20 protein-coding genes are annotated in these 15,171 nt (G+C 70.6%); 15 read left to right on the plus strand and 5 right to left on the minus strand.

The genetic code is table 11. From position 1 onward, the window contains the following. Positions 1-76 precede the first annotated feature (76 nt). From proS to AB0B58_RS03655, 13 genes are all read left to right on the plus strand, one after another. On the plus strand, positions 77-1,483 hold the full coding sequence (proS, locus tag AB0B58_RS03595) for a proline--tRNA ligase (RefSeq protein ID WP_360216826.1): 1,407 nt from the start codon (positions 77-79) through the stop codon (positions 1,481-1,483). Between the two features lie 2 nt (positions 1,484-1,485). Beyond that, the gene (locus tag AB0B58_RS03600; protein WP_360216829.1) at positions 1,486-2,139 is read left to right on the plus strand and encodes a DUF402 domain-containing protein; all 654 of its coding nucleotides are present in this window, start codon (positions 1,486-1,488) and stop codon (positions 2,137-2,139) included. A 356-nt stretch (positions 2,140-2,495) separates the two neighbouring features. Further along, positions 2,496-3,014 (plus strand): 30S ribosomal protein S16, encoded by a 519-nt coding sequence (gene rpsP / locus AB0B58_RS03605; protein WP_360216832.1) that lies wholly within the window; start codon positions 2,496-2,498, stop codon positions 3,012-3,014. Beyond that, positions 2,992-3,249 carry an RNA-binding protein gene (locus tag AB0B58_RS03610; RefSeq protein ID WP_360216835.1) on the plus strand — a complete coding sequence of 86 codons (258 nt, stop codon included), beginning with the start codon at positions 2,992-2,994 and terminating at the stop codon, positions 3,247-3,249. Before rpsP ends, AB0B58_RS03610 begins: the two co-directional genes overlap by 23 nt. A gap of 14 nt (positions 3,250-3,263) precedes the next feature. After that, positions 3,264-3,830, plus strand: coding sequence for a ribosome maturation factor RimM (gene rimM, locus AB0B58_RS03615; RefSeq protein ID WP_360217470.1), 567 nt, complete (start codon positions 3,264-3,266; stop codon positions 3,828-3,830). A 15-nt stretch (positions 3,831-3,845) separates the two neighbouring features. Continuing rightward, positions 3,846-4,610: a tRNA (guanosine(37)-N1)-methyltransferase TrmD gene (trmD, locus tag AB0B58_RS03620; RefSeq protein WP_360216838.1), complete on the plus strand. Its 765-nt coding sequence runs from the start codon at positions 3,846-3,848 to the stop codon at positions 4,608-4,610. A 127-nt stretch (positions 4,611-4,737) separates the two neighbouring features. Then, positions 4,738-5,097, plus strand: a complete 360-nt coding sequence (rplS, locus tag AB0B58_RS03625) for a 50S ribosomal protein L19 (protein ID WP_023561854.1) — start codon at positions 4,738-4,740, stop codon at positions 5,095-5,097. 226 nt (positions 5,098-5,323) lie between these two features. Continuing rightward, positions 5,324-6,208, plus strand: a complete 885-nt coding sequence (lepB, locus tag AB0B58_RS03630) for a signal peptidase I (protein ID WP_360216842.1) — start codon at positions 5,324-5,326, stop codon at positions 6,206-6,208. Beyond that, positions 6,205-6,858 carry a signal peptidase I gene (gene lepB / locus AB0B58_RS03635; protein ID WP_360216845.1) on the plus strand — a complete coding sequence of 218 codons (654 nt, stop codon included), beginning with the start codon at positions 6,205-6,207 and terminating at the stop codon, positions 6,856-6,858. The genes lepB (AB0B58_RS03630) and lepB (AB0B58_RS03635) overlap by 4 nt, the downstream gene beginning before the upstream one ends. A gap of 41 nt (positions 6,859-6,899) precedes the next feature. Continuing rightward, positions 6,900-7,346, plus strand: coding sequence for an NUDIX domain-containing protein (locus tag AB0B58_RS03640; protein ID WP_360216848.1), 447 nt, complete (start codon positions 6,900-6,902; stop codon positions 7,344-7,346). Then, positions 7,346-8,164 (plus strand): ribonuclease HII, encoded by an 819-nt coding sequence (locus AB0B58_RS03645; protein WP_360216851.1) that lies wholly within the window; start codon positions 7,346-7,348, stop codon positions 8,162-8,164. The genes AB0B58_RS03640 and AB0B58_RS03645 overlap by 1 nt, the downstream gene beginning before the upstream one ends. Continuing rightward, on the plus strand, positions 8,161-8,487 hold the full coding sequence (locus AB0B58_RS03650) for a DUF2469 domain-containing protein (RefSeq protein ID WP_023561849.1): 327 nt from the start codon (positions 8,161-8,163) through the stop codon (positions 8,485-8,487). Before AB0B58_RS03645 ends, AB0B58_RS03650 begins: the two co-directional genes overlap by 4 nt. 53 nt (positions 8,488-8,540) lie before the next feature. Beyond that, positions 8,541-9,110, plus strand: a complete 570-nt coding sequence (locus AB0B58_RS03655) for a M23 family metallopeptidase (protein ID WP_360216855.1) — start codon at positions 8,541-8,543, stop codon at positions 9,108-9,110. Here AB0B58_RS03655 and AB0B58_RS03660 read toward each other — a convergent pair. The 3 genes from AB0B58_RS03660 to AB0B58_RS03670 form a co-directional block, all read right to left on the minus strand. Next, positions 9,067-9,318 (minus strand): pentapeptide repeat-containing protein, encoded by a 252-nt coding sequence (locus tag AB0B58_RS03660; RefSeq protein ID WP_360217473.1) that lies wholly within the window; start codon positions 9,316-9,318, stop codon positions 9,067-9,069. The two genes, AB0B58_RS03655 and AB0B58_RS03660, sit on opposite strands and share 44 nt — an antisense overlap. Positions 9,319-9,324: 6 nt before the next feature. Further along, positions 9,325-10,512 (minus strand): aminotransferase class V-fold PLP-dependent enzyme, encoded by a 1,188-nt coding sequence (locus AB0B58_RS03665; RefSeq protein ID WP_360216858.1) that lies wholly within the window; start codon positions 10,510-10,512, stop codon positions 9,325-9,327. A 331-nt stretch (positions 10,513-10,843) separates the two neighbouring features. After that, positions 10,844-11,722 carry a tyrosine recombinase XerC gene (locus AB0B58_RS03670; RefSeq protein WP_360217476.1) on the minus strand — a complete coding sequence of 293 codons (879 nt, stop codon included), beginning with the start codon at positions 11,720-11,722 and terminating at the stop codon, positions 10,844-10,846. Between the two features lie 90 nt (positions 11,723-11,812). On the opposite strand from AB0B58_RS03670, the gene AB0B58_RS03675 reads away from it, so the two are divergent. Both AB0B58_RS03675 and AB0B58_RS03680 read left to right on the plus strand, forming a co-directional pair. Then, positions 11,813-12,298 (plus strand): DUF6636 domain-containing protein, encoded by a 486-nt coding sequence (locus tag AB0B58_RS03675; RefSeq protein WP_360216861.1) that lies wholly within the window; start codon positions 11,813-11,815, stop codon positions 12,296-12,298. A gap of 375 nt (positions 12,299-12,673) precedes the next feature. After that, entirely contained in the window at positions 12,674-13,135 is a 462-nt protein-coding gene (locus AB0B58_RS03680) for a pyridoxamine 5'-phosphate oxidase family protein (RefSeq protein ID WP_360216864.1), read from the plus strand. A gap of 205 nt (positions 13,136-13,340) precedes the next feature. Here AB0B58_RS03680 and AB0B58_RS03685 read toward each other — a convergent pair whose 3' ends face one another. Further along, complete coding sequence (locus AB0B58_RS03685) at positions 13,341-13,745, minus strand: winged helix-turn-helix domain-containing protein (protein ID WP_184990121.1); 405 nt, start codon at positions 13,743-13,745, stop codon at positions 13,341-13,343. A gap of 228 nt (positions 13,746-13,973) precedes the next feature. Beyond that, complete coding sequence (locus tag AB0B58_RS03690; RefSeq protein ID WP_360216868.1) at positions 13,974-14,261, minus strand: hypothetical protein; 288 nt, start codon at positions 14,259-14,261, stop codon at positions 13,974-13,976. Positions 14,262-15,171 lie beyond the last annotated feature (910 nt).

The raw sequence follows: 15,171 nt of genomic DNA on the forward strand, positions 1-15,171 counted from the left end.
TTGATCTTGTAGTGGCGCCGCACGAAAGAAGGGTCGTTTCGATTCGCTTGTCTGCGGCCGACTACGATGCGTCCTCATGGCTCGTGTGCTCACTCCCCGTGCGGAGGACTTCCCCCGCTGGTACCAGGACATCATCACCAAGGCCCAGCTGGCCGACAACGGCCCGGTGCGCGGGACGATGGTGATCCGGCCGGTCGGCTACGCCATCTGGGAGCACATGCAGGCCGACATGGACAACCGGATCAAGGACGCGGGCGCGCAGAACGCGTACTTCCCGCTCTTCATCCCGGAGAGCTACCTGCGCCGCGAGGCCGAGCACGTGGAGGGTTTCTCCCCGGAGCTCGCCGTGGTCACCCACGCGGGCGGCAAGCAGCTGGCCGAGCCGCTCGTCGTGCGCCCGACCAGCGAGACGGTCATCGGCGAGTTCATGGCCAAGTGGGTCGACTCCTACCGTGACCTGCCGCTGCTGCTGAACCAGTGGGCCAACATCGTGCGCTGGGAGCTGCGGCCGCGCACCTTCCTGCGGACGACCGAGTTCCTCTGGCAGGAGGGCCACACCGCGCACGCGACGGAGGACGACGCCCGCCGCTACGCCCGCGAGATCCACAAGCACGTGTACGAGGAGTTCATGGTCAACATGCTGGCCATCCCCGTCGTGCCCGGCCGAAAGACGAAGGGCGAGCGGTTCGCCGGCGCCACCAACACCATGACCGTCGAGGCCATGATGGGCGACACGAAGGCCCTGCAGATGGGCACGTCGCACGAGCTCGGGCAGAACTTCGCCAAGGCCTTCGACATCACGTACTCGTCGTCGGCCGGCACGGTCGAGCACGCCTGGACCACGTCCTGGGGCACCTCCACCCGGATGATGGGTGGCCTGATCATGGTGCACGGCGACGACAACGGCCTGCGGCTGCCGCCGCGGATCGCGCCGATCCAGGCGCAGGTCATGGTGGTCAAGGCGGGCGAGGGCGTCACCGAGGCGGCGGCCAGGCTCCGCGACGAGCTCAAGGCCGCCGGGGTACGGGTCAGGCTCGACGACCGCGCCGACATCCCGTTCGGCCGCCGGGCGGTCGACGCCGAACTCCAGGGCATTCCGGTACGCGTCGAGGTGGGCCCGCGCGACCTGGCCGCCGGCAACGCGGTGATCGCCCGGCGCATCGACGGCACCAAGTCGCCGATCGCGCTCGACGACGTCGCGGTCGACGTGGTCAGCGCGCTGAAGGCCGACCAGCAGCGGATGTACGACGACGCGCTGTCCTTCCGCGAGGCCAACACCGTCGACGTCAAGACGCTGGGTGACGCGATCGAGGCCGCGCAGACCGGCTGGGCCCGGGTGCCGTGGTCGGCGGTCGGCACGGACGGCGAGGCCGAGGCGAACGGCAAGGCGGTGACCGTGCGCTGCCTGTTCCGCGAGGACGGGTCGATGCCGGACACCGACGACGAGCCGAACCTGGTCGCGATCCTGGCGCGTTCGTACTGAACGTGCGGTTCGCCCCGGGCCGCGAGGTTCTCTACCGCAACGTCGACGGCGCACGGCTCGCCTCCGTGCGCCCGTGCCGGGTCGTCGTCGACGACGAGCGCGGGCTGCTGCTCTGGCTGGCCCGCGGCTCGGCGGTCGTGTTCGAGGTGGCCCGGGACGGGCGCGGCATCCGGGACATGCCGTTCAGCGAGTGGATCGGCCTTGCGACCGAGGTCGTGCCCGGCACCTGGCAGGGCCCGGGCCTGCTGAAGTTCATCCCGCCGGACGCCGACCACTCGGTCTGGTTCTTCCGCGACGACCAGGGCTCCTTCACCAACTGGTACGTCAACCTCGAAGAGCGGGCCCTGCGCTGGGACGACGGCCACACGGCCGGCGTCGACGTGATCGACCAGGACCTGGACATCGTGGTGAATCCCGACCGGAGCTGGCACTGGAAGGACGAGGACGAGTTCACCGAACGCCTCGCACACCCCGACCACTACTGGGTCCGCGACGAGGCCGCCGTCCGCGCGCAGGGCCGGTCGGTGATCAAGCAGATCGAGGCGGCCGACTTCCCCTTTGACGGCACCTGGACGACCTACAGCCCGGACCCGTCCTGGCCCGTGCCGGCCGAGCTGCCGCCGGGCTGGGACCGCCCCGCGGTGCCCCGTATCTGACCCTCAACCAAGCACGGACCTGGCATTAGGGTGCGAGTGGCCGCTCATGAGCCGCCAGGCGATTGGCCGCCCGCGCCCGGTCTCGGCGGGAGCGACGGTCAGATCCATGCAACCAGGCACGACATGAATCAGGTCTTGATCTTGAGGGCAGGGTAAAAACCAGGCCCGATTGGGAGTCCCCTCCCCCCTCTGGCAGAATGGGCGGAGTCCGGCGTACGTGAGCTGCCCTCTAACTCCCCACGTGTCGCCAGTCCTCGAGGCATCGGTCCCATATCCCCACGTGGGTTCCGTCGGCTCACCCGCGTACCGGCCCGACTGATCGGGTTGGTCGTCATGCAACAGGAGCGAACAAGACCGTGGCCGTTAAGATCCGGCTCCTTCGGATGGGCAAGATCCGCAACCCGCAGTACCGCATCGTCGTCGCCGACTCGCGCACCAAGCGCGACGGCCGCGCGATCGAGTACGTGGGCATCTACCAGCCCAAGGAACACCCGTCGATCATCCAGGTGAAGTCGGAGCGGGTGCAGTACTGGCTCTCGGTCGGCGCGCAGCCGAGCGAGGCCGTGCAGCGTCTGCTCGAGAAGACCGGCGACTGGCAGCAGTTCAAGGGCCTGCCGGCCCCGCCGCCGCTGCTCATGGCGCCCGAGAAGGTCAGCCGCACCGCGGCCTACGAGGCCGAGGCGAAGGCTGCCGCCGGCGTCGCGGACGCTCCGGCCGCCAAGCCGGCCAAGAAGGCCAAGGCCGCCGAGCCGAAGGCGGAGGCCGCCAAGGCCGAGGCCAAGCCGGCCAAGACCGCCGAGGCGGCGGAGCCGAACCGCGAGGCCGTCGCCGAGGACGCGAAGGACCCGGCCGGTGCCGGCGCCGACGGCAACTGACGGGGCGCTCCGGCCCGCGCTGGAGCACCTCGTCAAGGGCATCGTCGACAACCCGGACGACGTCCGGGTCCGGCTGGTCGACTCGCGCCGCGGCAAGCGGCTCGAGGTGCGCGTCCACCCCGAGGACCTGGGAACGGTCATCGGGCGCGGCGGGCGCACGGCCAAGGCGCTGCGTCAGGTCATCGGTTCGATCGGTGGGCGCGGCATCCGCGTCGACATCGTCGACGCGTACTGAGCTGCCGCCTGATGTTGCTGGTCGTCGGTCAGATCGGTAGGCCCCACGGCATCCGTGGGGAAGTGCTGGTGACAGTGCGGACCGATGATCCAGAGGCGAGATTCGCCGCCGGATCGGCGTTCACCACGGAGGTCCCCCGGGACCGCCGGGTGAGCACCGGCCCGGCGGCCGCCGCCGTTCCGGGTGTCGCCTACCGGGTGCCGGCGAAGCTGGTGCTCGAGTCGGTGCGCTGGCACCAGGGCAAGGGGATCGCCCAGTTCGAGGGCGTCCTGGACCGCAACACCGCCGAGGCGCTCCGCGGCGTGCTGCTGCAGGTCGACAGCTCCGAGGTCGCCGATCCCGAGGACCCGGACGAGTTCAACGACCACCAGCTGGCCGGGCTCTCCGTGGTGTCGGTCGACGGCACCGTACTGGGCGTGATCGACCGGATCGACCACGCGCCCTCCTCCGATCTCATCGTGCTCAAGAAGGCCGGCGGCGGCACGGCGCTCATCCCGTTCGTCAGCCAGATGGTGCCGACGGTCGACCTGGCCGGCGGCCGGGTGATCGTCGACCTGCCCGAGGGCCTGCTCGATCTGTAGAAAAAGGGCCCGTCTGTGCGCGTCGACATCGTCTCGATCTTCCCGGACTACTTCGCCCCGCTTGACCTGTCGCTGATCGGTAAGGCGCGGGGCGCCGGGCTGCTCGACCTCTCCGTGCACGACCTGCGCACCTGGACCTCCGACGTGCATCGCACGGTCGACGACACCCCGTACGGCGGCGGCCCGGGCATGGTCATGCGCCCGGAGCCCTGGGCGGCGGCGCTCGACGCGGTCGCCTCTCCCGGCGCGCAGCTGGTCGTGCCCTCGCCCGCCGGCCGGCCGTTCACCCAGGCGGACGCCCACGAACTGGCCGAGCTCCCGCATCTGATCTTCGCCTGCGGCCGGTACGAGGGCATCGACCAGCGGGTTCTCGACGACGCCGCGGCCCGGATGCCCGTGCGGGAGGTCTCGCTCGGCGATTACGTGCTCTTCGGCGGCGAGGTCGCGGTTATCGTGATCATGGAGGCGGTCACCCGCCTGCTGCCCGGGGTGCTCGGCAACGCGGACTCGCTCAACGAGGAGTCGCACGCGGCGGGGCTGCTCGAGGCGCCCGTCTACACCAAGCCGGCGTCGTGGCGCGACCGCGCGGTGCCGGAGGTGCTCCGCTCCGGTGACCACGGGCGGATCGCGCGCTGGCGGCGTACGGAATCCCTGCTCCGCACCGCCTCCCGGCGCCCGGACATGTTCGCGGCCTATCCGCCGGAGTCGCTCGACAAGCTCGACCGGGCGGCGCTGGAGGGGGCCGGATTTCCGATCACACCCCCGGGTGTGGCAAAGTAGTGAGGTTGCCGTTCGCTCCCCACGCCGTGGGCGGGCGGACGAGGACCGGCCGGCGCTCGCCGCGGTCAGAATCACCCATTCGCGCATCGAACTCCCGGTGCGCTTTGAGTACGACGAGGATGCAGCGATGAACACCCTGGACGCACTCGACGCCCAGTCGCGACGCACCGACATTCCTGACTTCCGGGCCGGTGACACCGTCAAGGTGCACGTGCGGGTCGTCGAGGGCAACCGCTCCCGTGTCCAGGTCTTCCAGGGCGTCGTGATCAGCCGCCAGGGTGGCGGGCTGCGCGAGACCTTCAAGGTCCGGAAGATCAGCTTCGGCGTTGGCGTCGAGCGGACCTACCCGATCAACAGCCCCCAGCTCGACCGCATCGAGGTCGTCACCCGCGGTGACGTGCGTCGCGCCAAGCTCTACTACCTGCGCGAGCTCCGCGGCAAGAAGGCCAAGATCAAGGAGCTGCGCGAGAAGCAGACCGTCAGCTGAACCCCATAGCGATCCGGGCCGTATGTACTCGGACTGACGTTTGCTGCGCGGGCGGATTACGCTTGCGCCAGTGACGGATGGGAATCAGTGCCACTGCGGCAGTCGCCGCGCTGGTGAACCATTCGCACTACCGCCCGACAGGTCTCCCACGGGGGATCCCGGGCGGTAGTGCTGTATCCGGGGCGGCTCGACCGGACGGCGGCGGGAGATGCGTAGCGTGGAACCGATGCAGGGGTATCGAGCCTCCTCTTCAGGACGGCGCCGCGGACGGGTGATCCGCCGCAAGGAGATGCCCCTCTGGCAGGAGTTGCCGCTGCTGCTCGTGGTGGCGTTCTGCCTCGCCGTCCTGATCCGCACCTTCCTGGTGCAGGCGTTCTACATCCCGTCCGGCTCGATGGAGAACACGCTCGCGATCAAGGACCGGGTCCTGGTCAACAAGGTCGTCTACGACATGCGCGATCCGGTGCGCGGCGAGATCGTGGTCTTCCGCGGCACCGACAACTGGGCACCCGAGCAGCCGGCCGAACCGCTCAGCAACGACTTCGGCGCGAAGCTCGGCCGGACCATCGGCGACCTGGTCGGTGTCAGCCGACCGGGCGAACGTGACTTCATCAAACGGGTGATCGGCCTGCCGGGCGACAAGGTGGCCTGCTGCGACGATCAGGGCCGGATCACGGTCAACGGCGAGGCGATCGACGAGCCGTACATCTTCGACGACTCGCCCGTCGAGGCACCGCCCAACCCGCGCCAGTGCACCAGCCGCCGCTTCGACGAGGTGACCATCCCGGCGGGTGAGATGTTCGTCATGGGCGACCATCGGCGGGTGTCCCAGGACGCCCGCTGTCAGGGCCCCGTTCCCATCGACAACATCATCGGCCGGGCGTTCGTGGTGGTCTGGCCGACCAAGCACTTCACCAGCCTTTCCGTGCCCGACGGCTGGAAGGCGTACGGCGCCGCGCACCCGGTGGCGGCCGCGCCGGCCGCCGGAGACACGCGGCGCGAGCCCGATCCCGCCACCGCGGCCGTAATGCTCCCGTTCCTCTTAAGTGTCGGCGTATCCGCGCGTTCCGGTCAGTGGTTCCGGCCGCGGGGACGTAGGCTCCGTTCGTGATTGACGAGCAAGCCGAAGAGAAGCGCCGCGGGTCGTTCTGGCGCGAGCTACCGATCCTGCTGGGTGTGGCGATCCTCGTCGCCGTCCTGGTGCGCGCCTTCGTTCTGCAGACCTTCTACATCCCGTCGCCCTCGATGGAGCACACGCTCAACGTCTGGGACCGGGTCCTGGTCAACAAGCTCGTCTACGACTTCCGGGACCCCCGCCGCGGCGAGATCGTGGTGTTCAAGGCCCCGACCGAGTGGCAGAGCGGCACCGAGGGCGAGGACTTCATCAAGCGCGTCATCGGCGTGCCCGGCGACCACGTGGTCTGCTGCGACGACCAGGAGCGCCTGGTCATCAACGGGGTCCCGCTCGACGAGCCCTACATCTACACCGACGCGGACGGCAGGCAGGACCCGGCCGCGGACGAGAAGTTCGACGTGATCGTGCCCCCCGGCCGGCTCTGGGTCATGGGTGACCACCGCTCCGCCTCCGGCGACTCGCTGGAGCACTGGGAGCAGAGCGACGACAACATCCAGGAAGCCACGATCAAGATCAACTCGGTCGTCGGTCGGGCGTTCACGATCTTCTGGCCGGTGAGCCGGGCGGCCTGGCTCTCGGTGCCCGAGGAATTCGACGCGATCCCGGACTCGCCGCCCGCCAACTGACCCGGGGTAAAGATCGACCACGGGCGCAATAGGCTTGGGCCGTGACAGTCATCGACCGACAGGCTGCCCGGGTGCTCCTGATCGACTCCGCCGACCGTGCGCTGCTGCTGCACGGCGGCGACCCGGCCCGCCCCGGCCTGCGGTGGTGGTTCACGCCCGGCGGGGGCCTGGACGAGGGCGAGACGCCCGCGGCGGGCGCCGCCCGGGAGCTGTTCGAGGAGACCGGGCTGAAGGTCGAGCCCGCCGACCTCGGCGAGCCGGTGCACCACGAGGTCACCGAGTTCAGCTTCGAAAACCGGCAGTACCGGCAGGAACAGGACTTCTTCCGCCTCCGGGTGCCGCGGTGGCAGGTCGACACCCGCGGATTCGACGCGGTCGAGCGGCTGACCATCACCGACCACCGCTGGTGGTCGGCGGCGGAGCTGGACGCCTCGACCGAGCAGATCTACCCGATCGGCCTCGCCGACCTGCTGCGACGGGCCTGCTGATGCTCAGCCCACCCCGCACGGTGGTGCGCCGCGAAGGCGGCCTCTACGCCCTCGAGCGCGCGCTGCAGCGCCGCGGCTTCCGCCACGTTGCCGGCGCCGACGAGGCGGGCCGTGGCGCCTGCGCCGGGCCGCTCGTGGCCGCCGCGGCCATCCTGCCCGAGGGCCGGCGCGGCGAGATCGACGAACTGGCCGACTCCAAGCTGCTCACCCCCGCCGCCCGCGAGCGCGTCTACGACGAGGTGGTCGCCCGGGCGCTGGCCTGGTCGGTGGTGATCATCCCGCCGGCCGAGGTGGACGGACGCGGCCTGCACGTCTGCAACCTGTCCGCGATGCGCCGCGCGCTCGCGTCGCTCACGACCAGGCCGGAGTACGTGCTCACGGACGGCTTCCCGGTCGACGGGCTCGGCGCGCCGGGCCTCGCCGTCTGGAAGGGCGACCGGGTCGCCGCCTGCGTCGCCGCGGCCAGCGTGCTCGCCAAGGTCACCAGGGACCGGCTGATGGTCGAGCTGGACGGTCGATTCCCGGACTACGGCTTCGCGGTGCACAAGGGCTACATCACCGACGAGCACAGCGCGGCCTTGATCCGCTTCGGCCCCTGCGTCGAACACCGCTTCTCGTACGTGAACGTGGCCGCGGTCTCCGGGCGCGGCAACCGGCCGCCCCGCGCGCGCCGGCCCGCGATTCCGCCTCCGGTCACCGCCGAGCCGCTGATGCTCTGGCCAGCGGTGGAGGGTACCGTCGGCGTGGCGTCGGGCGAGCAGCCTCGGCCGCCGGTGCCGGTGGGGGAAGATGAGGCCATGGAGGGCGAGAAGCGATGAGCGCAGAGGATCTCGAGAAGTACGAGACCGAGATGGAGCTGCAGCTCTACCGGGAGTACCGCGACATCGTCCGACAGTTCTCGTACGTTGTGGAGACGGAGCGCCGGTTCTACCTGGCCAACCAGGTCGACCTGCACGTACGCAACTCCGACGGCGAGGTGTATTTCGAGGTAGAGATGCACGACGCCTGGGTCTGGGACATGTATCGTCCGGCCCGCTTCGTCAAGAACGTTCGCGTGATGACCTTCAAGGACGTCAACGTGGAGGAGCTCGAGAAGCCGGACATCTCGCTGCCCGATGAGGCGGGCTTCGGCGGCAGCTAGGTTATCCACAGGCTGGGTCGCGGCCGTGCCCGCGGAAGAGCACGATGCCGGGCATGCATCTCCTGCTCTCGGCCCTGCTGGCGCTCGCCGGCGCTTCCGTGCCCACCTGGGCTTCTACGCCCACCTGGGCTGCCGTGCCCAACCGGGCTGCCGTGCCCAACCGGGCTGCCGTGCCCAACCGGGCTGCCGTGCCCAACCAGGCTGCCGTGCCCAACCAGGCGGCCTACGGCTGGCCGGTCGACGGTCCGGTGGTCGTGCGGCGCTTCGACCCGCCGCCGGCGCCCTGGCTGGCTGGGCACCGCGGCGTCGACCTGGCCGCGGCTTCGGGCGGTGCGGTGCGGTCGGCGGGGCCGGGCACGATCGTCTTCGCCGGTAGCGTCGCGGGGCGGGGCGTGGTCAGCATCGCGCATCCCGGCGGGCTCCGGACGACCTATGAGCCTGTGCTGACCGACCTGCGGGCCGGCGCGGTCGTCGTCGCCGGCGATCGGATCGGCACCCTTGCGGGCGGGCACCTGGGCTGCCCGGCTTCGGCCTGCCTGCACTGGGGGCTGCGCCGCGGGGATGCCTATCTCGACCCGCTCATTCTGCTGGGTCTCGGGCGCGTGCGCCTGCGTCCGCTGTGACGTCAACGTGTGTGCCAGCTCCGCGCAGACTGGCTCCGCGCAGACCGGCTCCGTGCAGGTTGGCTCGGGGCAGGCGGGCTCGGGGCAGGCTGGCTGGCTGTTGGTCGGCTCGGGGCAGGTCGGCTGGGTGTCGGTCGGCTCCGGGCTGGCTGGCTGGGCGTAGGTCGGCTCGGCGCAGGCCAGTTCCACGCAGGCCAGTTCCACGCAGGCCAGCTCAGCGCAGGCTGGCGAGCAGCGGAGGCAGGCGCTCGGCGAGCCGGTCGAACTCCTCCGCCCGGTTGTAGACCTGTGCGCTCAGCCGCAGCCATCCGCGACCGCCCCACGCGTTGATCGCGACCTCCGTGGCCAGCTTGTCGGCGATCTGCTGCCGCAGCGCCGTCGCCTCCGGCTGCGTCGTGGCCATCCCGCTCGGCAGCGGCAGGATCCGCATGGCCGCCTCGGCCGCGCCGGGGTGCGGCAGGTCGGTGGGCGCGAGGCCGAGGCTCGCGCCGACAACCCGCTGCCCGTACGCCGCCAGCGCCGCGTTGTGCGCGCGCACGTCCTCGAGCCCGAGGGTGCGCAGGGTGAACAGCCCGGCCGGGGCGGCGAGCCACGGCGTGTAGTCCACGGTGCCCTGGAACTCGACCGCGAGCGGGAAGCCGGCATCCTGCTCCCAGGAGACGACGAGCGGCTCCATCCGGCGGCGCCAGGGCGGTGCCACGGCGAGCAGGGCGGTACTTCTCGGAGCGAACGCCCACTTGTGCAGGTTGCCGACCCAGAAATCGGCCCCGATCCGGTCCACCTCGACCGGCAGCATGCCCGGCACGTGTGCGGCGTCGACGAGAACGGGGATCTCGTGCTCCCGGGCGGCCGCGGCGATCTCCCGCACCGGGAGGACCTTGGCGGTGGGGGAGGCGAGCTGATCGACGATCAGCAGCTTGGTCTTGCCGGGCCGCAGCGCGCCCCGAATCCGGGCGACGACCTCGGCGTCGGAAGCGTCCAGCGCGAGGGCGACGGTCCGCGCGCTGGCACCGTCCCGCCGGCACTGCCGCCGCACGGCGAAGGCGTTGGAGCCGTAGCCGTGATCGGTGAGCAGCACCTCGTCGCCGGAGCCGAGCCGCACCGACTGCAGCACCAGCGAGACCGCGGCGGAGGCGTTGGGCACCAAGGCACTGCCGTCCGGATCGGCGCCGAGAAAGGCGGCCAGGTGCCGTCGGGTGTGGACGATACGGTCGGTGAGCCCGGGATGCACGAAGAAGGACATCGGATTGCGGTCGACCTCGTCCCGCAGCCGCTGCTGGGCCCGCTGCACGCCGATCGGGACGGCGCCGAACGAGCCATGATTGAGATAGGCGGTGGCCGCATCCAAGGAGAAGAGGAGCCGCGCTCCCGGGATGGGCGGGGGCGGATCTCCGGCGCTCACCCTGTGATCGTACGGGTCGATCCGGCCGCGGTCCCGGTTGTTCCTCGCAGTCTGATGGGGTATCTGGCGGATCATGGCGTCGCCGAGCCGAGGTCCAGGTTTCGCGTCGCAAGCGGGGCGGGAGGTCGAATACCGATGCTCGTATCCAACCTCTCGTCTCGCCCAGCCCAGCCTCGCCTTGCCCCAGCCCGCCTCGCCCCAGCCCTCGCCTCGCGTTGTCCGGCCTCGTGCTTCCCCGTGCCGCGCGGCGCGGCTGGGCTCGGCGCGGGCCGTCATGATCCGCCAGGTACCGACTTGGATTCGGCGGTGTGCCGTCCGGGTCGGGGCGTGGTCAGGCGCGGGGGTGCGCCTGTTTGAAGGCGGCGCGGAGGCGTTCGGTCGAGACATGGGTGTAGATCTGCGTGCTCGACAGCGAGGCGTGCCCGAGCAGGTCCTGCACGGCGCGGAGGTCGGCGCCACCGTCCAGCAGGTGCGTGGCAGCACTGTGGCGCAGGTCGTGCGGGCTGGTGTGCGGAAGGCCGGAGGCCTGGGCGGCGGCGGCCACGATTCGGCGTACCACGGTCTGCTGGAGCCGGCCGCCCCGGGCGCCCAGGAAGAGCGCGTCATCGCTGCCGGCGTGTGCGAGCGCGGGCCGCCCCCGCAGCAGCCATTCGTCGAGCGCCCGCTGGGCGGGGATGCCGTAGGGAACCACCCGCTCCTTGGCGCCCTTGCCGAAGACGCGGACGACCCGGCGCCCCTCGTCCAGGTCCGCCACGTCCAGTCCGCAGAGTTCGCTTACCCGTACGCCGGTCGCGTAGAGCAGTTCGAGGACCGCCCGGTCGCGTACGGCATGGGGGTCGGTTGTGGTGACGACCAGGTCCGCGGCCTGGTCGGCGCGCAACACCGATGGTAGGTCGCGATGCGCCCGCGGGCTGGACAACGGCGCGCCGACGTCGGCCGGCGCCAACCCCGACCGGTGCGCCCAGGCGGTGAAGGTGCGCGCGGCCGCGGCCCGCCTAGCCTGCGAGGTGCGCGCGGCGCCCTCGGCCATGCGCTGCGCGAGCCAGCCTCGCAGCACGCCGATGTCAAGATCGGCGGGCGCGGCGCAACCGAGCCCGGCGGCATGGTCGAGCAGGGACACGACGTCGCCGACATAGGCGCGCACCGTATGCGCCGAACGGTTGTCCACGCGGGCGAGATGCAGCCCGAAGTCGTCGACCGCCTCGCGCATGGCGGGCGGAAGCGCCTCGTGCAGTCCGCGGGTGCTCACTGCCCTTGCTCCACGCCCCTATCATTCCGCCTTTGAGGCTCGGGGGTGGAGATGGCTCTGGGACGCGGCTGGGCGGCGGTCCTGCTGATGTTGGCGCTCGGGGCGTGTACGGCCCCCCGGGACACACCGGACCCATCGCCTCCGACGCCGGCGAGCGCGGGCCTCGGCGACGCGCCGGCCATGCCGACGGCGACGGTCACGGAAGCCAACTTCGTATCGCCGTCGGGAAACATCGGCTGCTACGTCGACAAGGACGGCGCGCGCTGCGACATCGTGAAGAAGGCCTGGAAGCCACCGCCGGCGCCGACCGACTGCGAGCTGGACTGGGCCGGCGGAATCTCCGTGTACCAGGCGGAGGAGGCGGCGTTCACCTGCGCGGGAGACACGGTGCTGGGTGCGAAGGAGACGCTGAAGTACGGGGACGCGGTGCGGGCGGGCGACTTCATGTGCGGCAGCGATCGAAAGGCGATGCGCTGCATGAACACGGCGACGGGGCACGGCTTCACGCTGTCGGTGGAGCAGTACAACATGTTCTGACCCGGTGGATCCTTGGGCGGCCCCGCGTTTGTGGCGCGGGCGGTTCGCCCCGCTTTGCTGAGCGATCGGGTGACCTTCGATCTGACTGGCTTCTGCCGGGCTGGCTTCTGCCGGGCTGGCTTCGACCGGGCTGGCTCCGACCGGGCTGACTCCGATCGCGCTGGCTTCGACCGGATTGGCTTTGGTCGGATTGGCTTTGGTCGGGGTTGACCTCGGCGGCAGTCGCCGGTGTGGTGATGGACTGGTCGTTTGGGCTGTTGCTTGAGCTGTCGTTCGAACCGTCGTTCGAATCCGAGTTGTCCGTCCGCGCGGGTGGCGCGGCCCCGGCCGGGCCGCTCGGCTGATTCGTCGGACCCGGCTTCTAGGGTCTTCAGCATGGCGAGTTGGCAGGACCTCGAGAGGGATTTCGACGAGTTCCCGGCGAAGGTCAAGGCGCGCTTCGAAGCGGGCACCAACAAGACCATCGCGACGTTGCGTCGTGACGGATCCCCACGCATCAGCGGAAGCGAGATGAAGTTCGATGACGGCGAGATCACGTTCGGCATGATGGACGGCTCGATGAAGCTTCGGGACGTGCGTCGCGACCCCCGGATCGCGATACACAGCCCGACCCTGGAGCCGCCGGCCGACCACCCCGAGAGCTGGCCGGGTGACGCCAAGCTGGCGGGAAGGGCAGTGGAGGTACCGCCGCCGCCGGACACGCCCTTCGCCGACGCGGGGTTCTTCCGGGTCGACATCGCGGAGGTGTCCCTGACATACGTGGGAGTGCCCGCGGACCATTTAGTCATCGAGTCCTGGGACGCCGATCACGGCTATCGCCGCCGCACCCGGAAGTAGGCGGGCCTTCCGGAGGCCGGCGCGGGCCTTCGGCGTGCGCGGGTGCGCAGCGCGGTCGATCCGTGCGGTGCCGGACCGGCACGGCCGCCGCGGGTGGGCGGCGTGAGGCCATGGGCGGGTGGCGGCGTGAGACCAGGGCGGATGAGCGGCGTGAGGCCAAGGCGGGTGAGTGGCGTGAGGCCACCGGCGGGTCAGCGGCGCGAGGTTACGGGCGGGTGAGCTGGACCCGGTCTGCCGGGTGCACCGTCTTCGTGCCGTCGGTCGCCGTGATGACCAGCACCGGGACGCCCTCGCCCAGGCGGTACTGCCGGCGCTCCGCGTCGGTCGGCATGCGGGCGCCCGCGCGCTCGCCGCGGCCGAGGGTCACGGTCTCGGTCGGCTCCGGCACCCGGACGAACGTCCCGCGTGGTCGGTCGACCGTGACCAGTCCCTCCGTGCGCAGTTGGCCGATGGCCTGGCGAACGGTGGTGCGACTGATGCCGTACTCCTGGGCCAGGCGCAATTCGCTGGGCAGCGGCTCGCCGGGGGCGAGGTCGCCGGACTCAATCTGGTCGCGCAACAGATCGGCGAGCTGGCGGAAGACCGCGCGATCGGCCGAGGGATCGATCATGGCTAACACCGTACGTGGTCACGATGCTCCATAGCATTGTACGTATGTTCGATTGTCGGTACGCTCCTACAGCCACGCTGAGAAGGCCGAGCTCGATCGGGTGGTGCAAGGCGGCGGCGGTCGGCGGTCCCTACGAGGTCCCGGCCGCCGTCTGCCCAAATTACTGCGACATCGGGAGCGGTTATGCGGGGTCGGCAACTCCGGTACTCATTGCTGATCGTCCGCTTACTACTGATCGTCCAGGAGTTTCGGTGCCGGCAACCCGGTGAGACTCGGCCGCACCCACGAGAGGAAACGCTCGTAGAGATCCGGGGGCGGTGCCTCGCCATGGGCGATGAGGTCGTTCATCGCCTCGCACATGTACGACGACATGTAGATCGCCAAGCTGGACGGATGGCGGTGGAACTCGGTGAGCAGTTCGTCCTTGGCATGCGCGCACGGCCACGGATGCCCACAGGCGAGACAGTCCCACGTTGGTCGCGCGCCGAGATGTTCGGCTTCCTCCTGCGCGCTCACCACAAGCGGCCCTGACTGGCCCGGTAGGCCTGGGCCGGAGTGAGGTCGCCGGCACGCCCGACCTGTGAAAACAGCATGGTAGGCGCGGCCCACGCGGGCGCGCGGGCCTGGGCTGCGCCATTGGCACCCGCGCCACCTGTCCGGGCCTGCCTGCTCGGCCCGGGTCGGTCTCTGGGTCCGTGTGTCTTGGTGGGCTCGCTCGGTCTGGGCCTGGCTCTGGGTTCGTGTGTCTGGAGGTGTGCGGTCGGTCCGGGTCCGTTTCTGGGTCCGTGTGTCTTGGTGGGCTCGCTCGGTCCGGGCCTGGCTCTAGGTTCGTGTGTCCGGGTGTGGCCGTTCGGTCCGGGTCTGTCCTTGGGTCCGTGTGTGTCGCGCATCGTGGGGTGGTCGCCCGGCCTGGGCTCCTCCGATGGTGTCGCTCTGCCGCTTGCCCGGATGAAGCCGCTCGGTCCGGTAAGGACGCGCGATGAAGTGGCGTCCACCGGTTGATGGTGGTGGTCACTCGACCGGGTGTGGGCCCCACCTGCCGTGTCGTCGAGTGGCGTGGCCGGGTCCCGTGCGCAGGCCGCTCTGGCGGTATGGAGGTGGGGTGGGTGGCGTCTGGTTGTTGTGTCGGTTTGGCCGGCGGTCGGTGTGGCTGGGTTGCGGGCGCTGGGTGGTGTGTCGGTGTGGGGGTCGGGTCGGTAGGGCCTGCTTGCCGTGTCGTCGAGTGGCGTGGCCAGGTCCCGTGCGCAGGCTGTTCTGTCGGTATCGAGGTGTGGTCGGTAGGGCCCGCTCGCTGTGTCGGTGTGGATGGTGTTGGGCGTGGCTGGGTCGCGGGCGCTGGGTGGTGTGTCGGTGTGGGGGTCGGGTCGGTAGGGCCTGCTTGCCGTGTCGTCGAGTGGCGTGGCCAGGTCCCGTGCGCAGGCTGTTA

The organism is Actinoplanes sp. NPDC049118, assembly GCF_040648555.1.
Classification (GTDB): domain Bacteria; phylum Actinomycetota; class Actinomycetes; order Mycobacteriales; family Micromonosporaceae; genus Actinoplanes.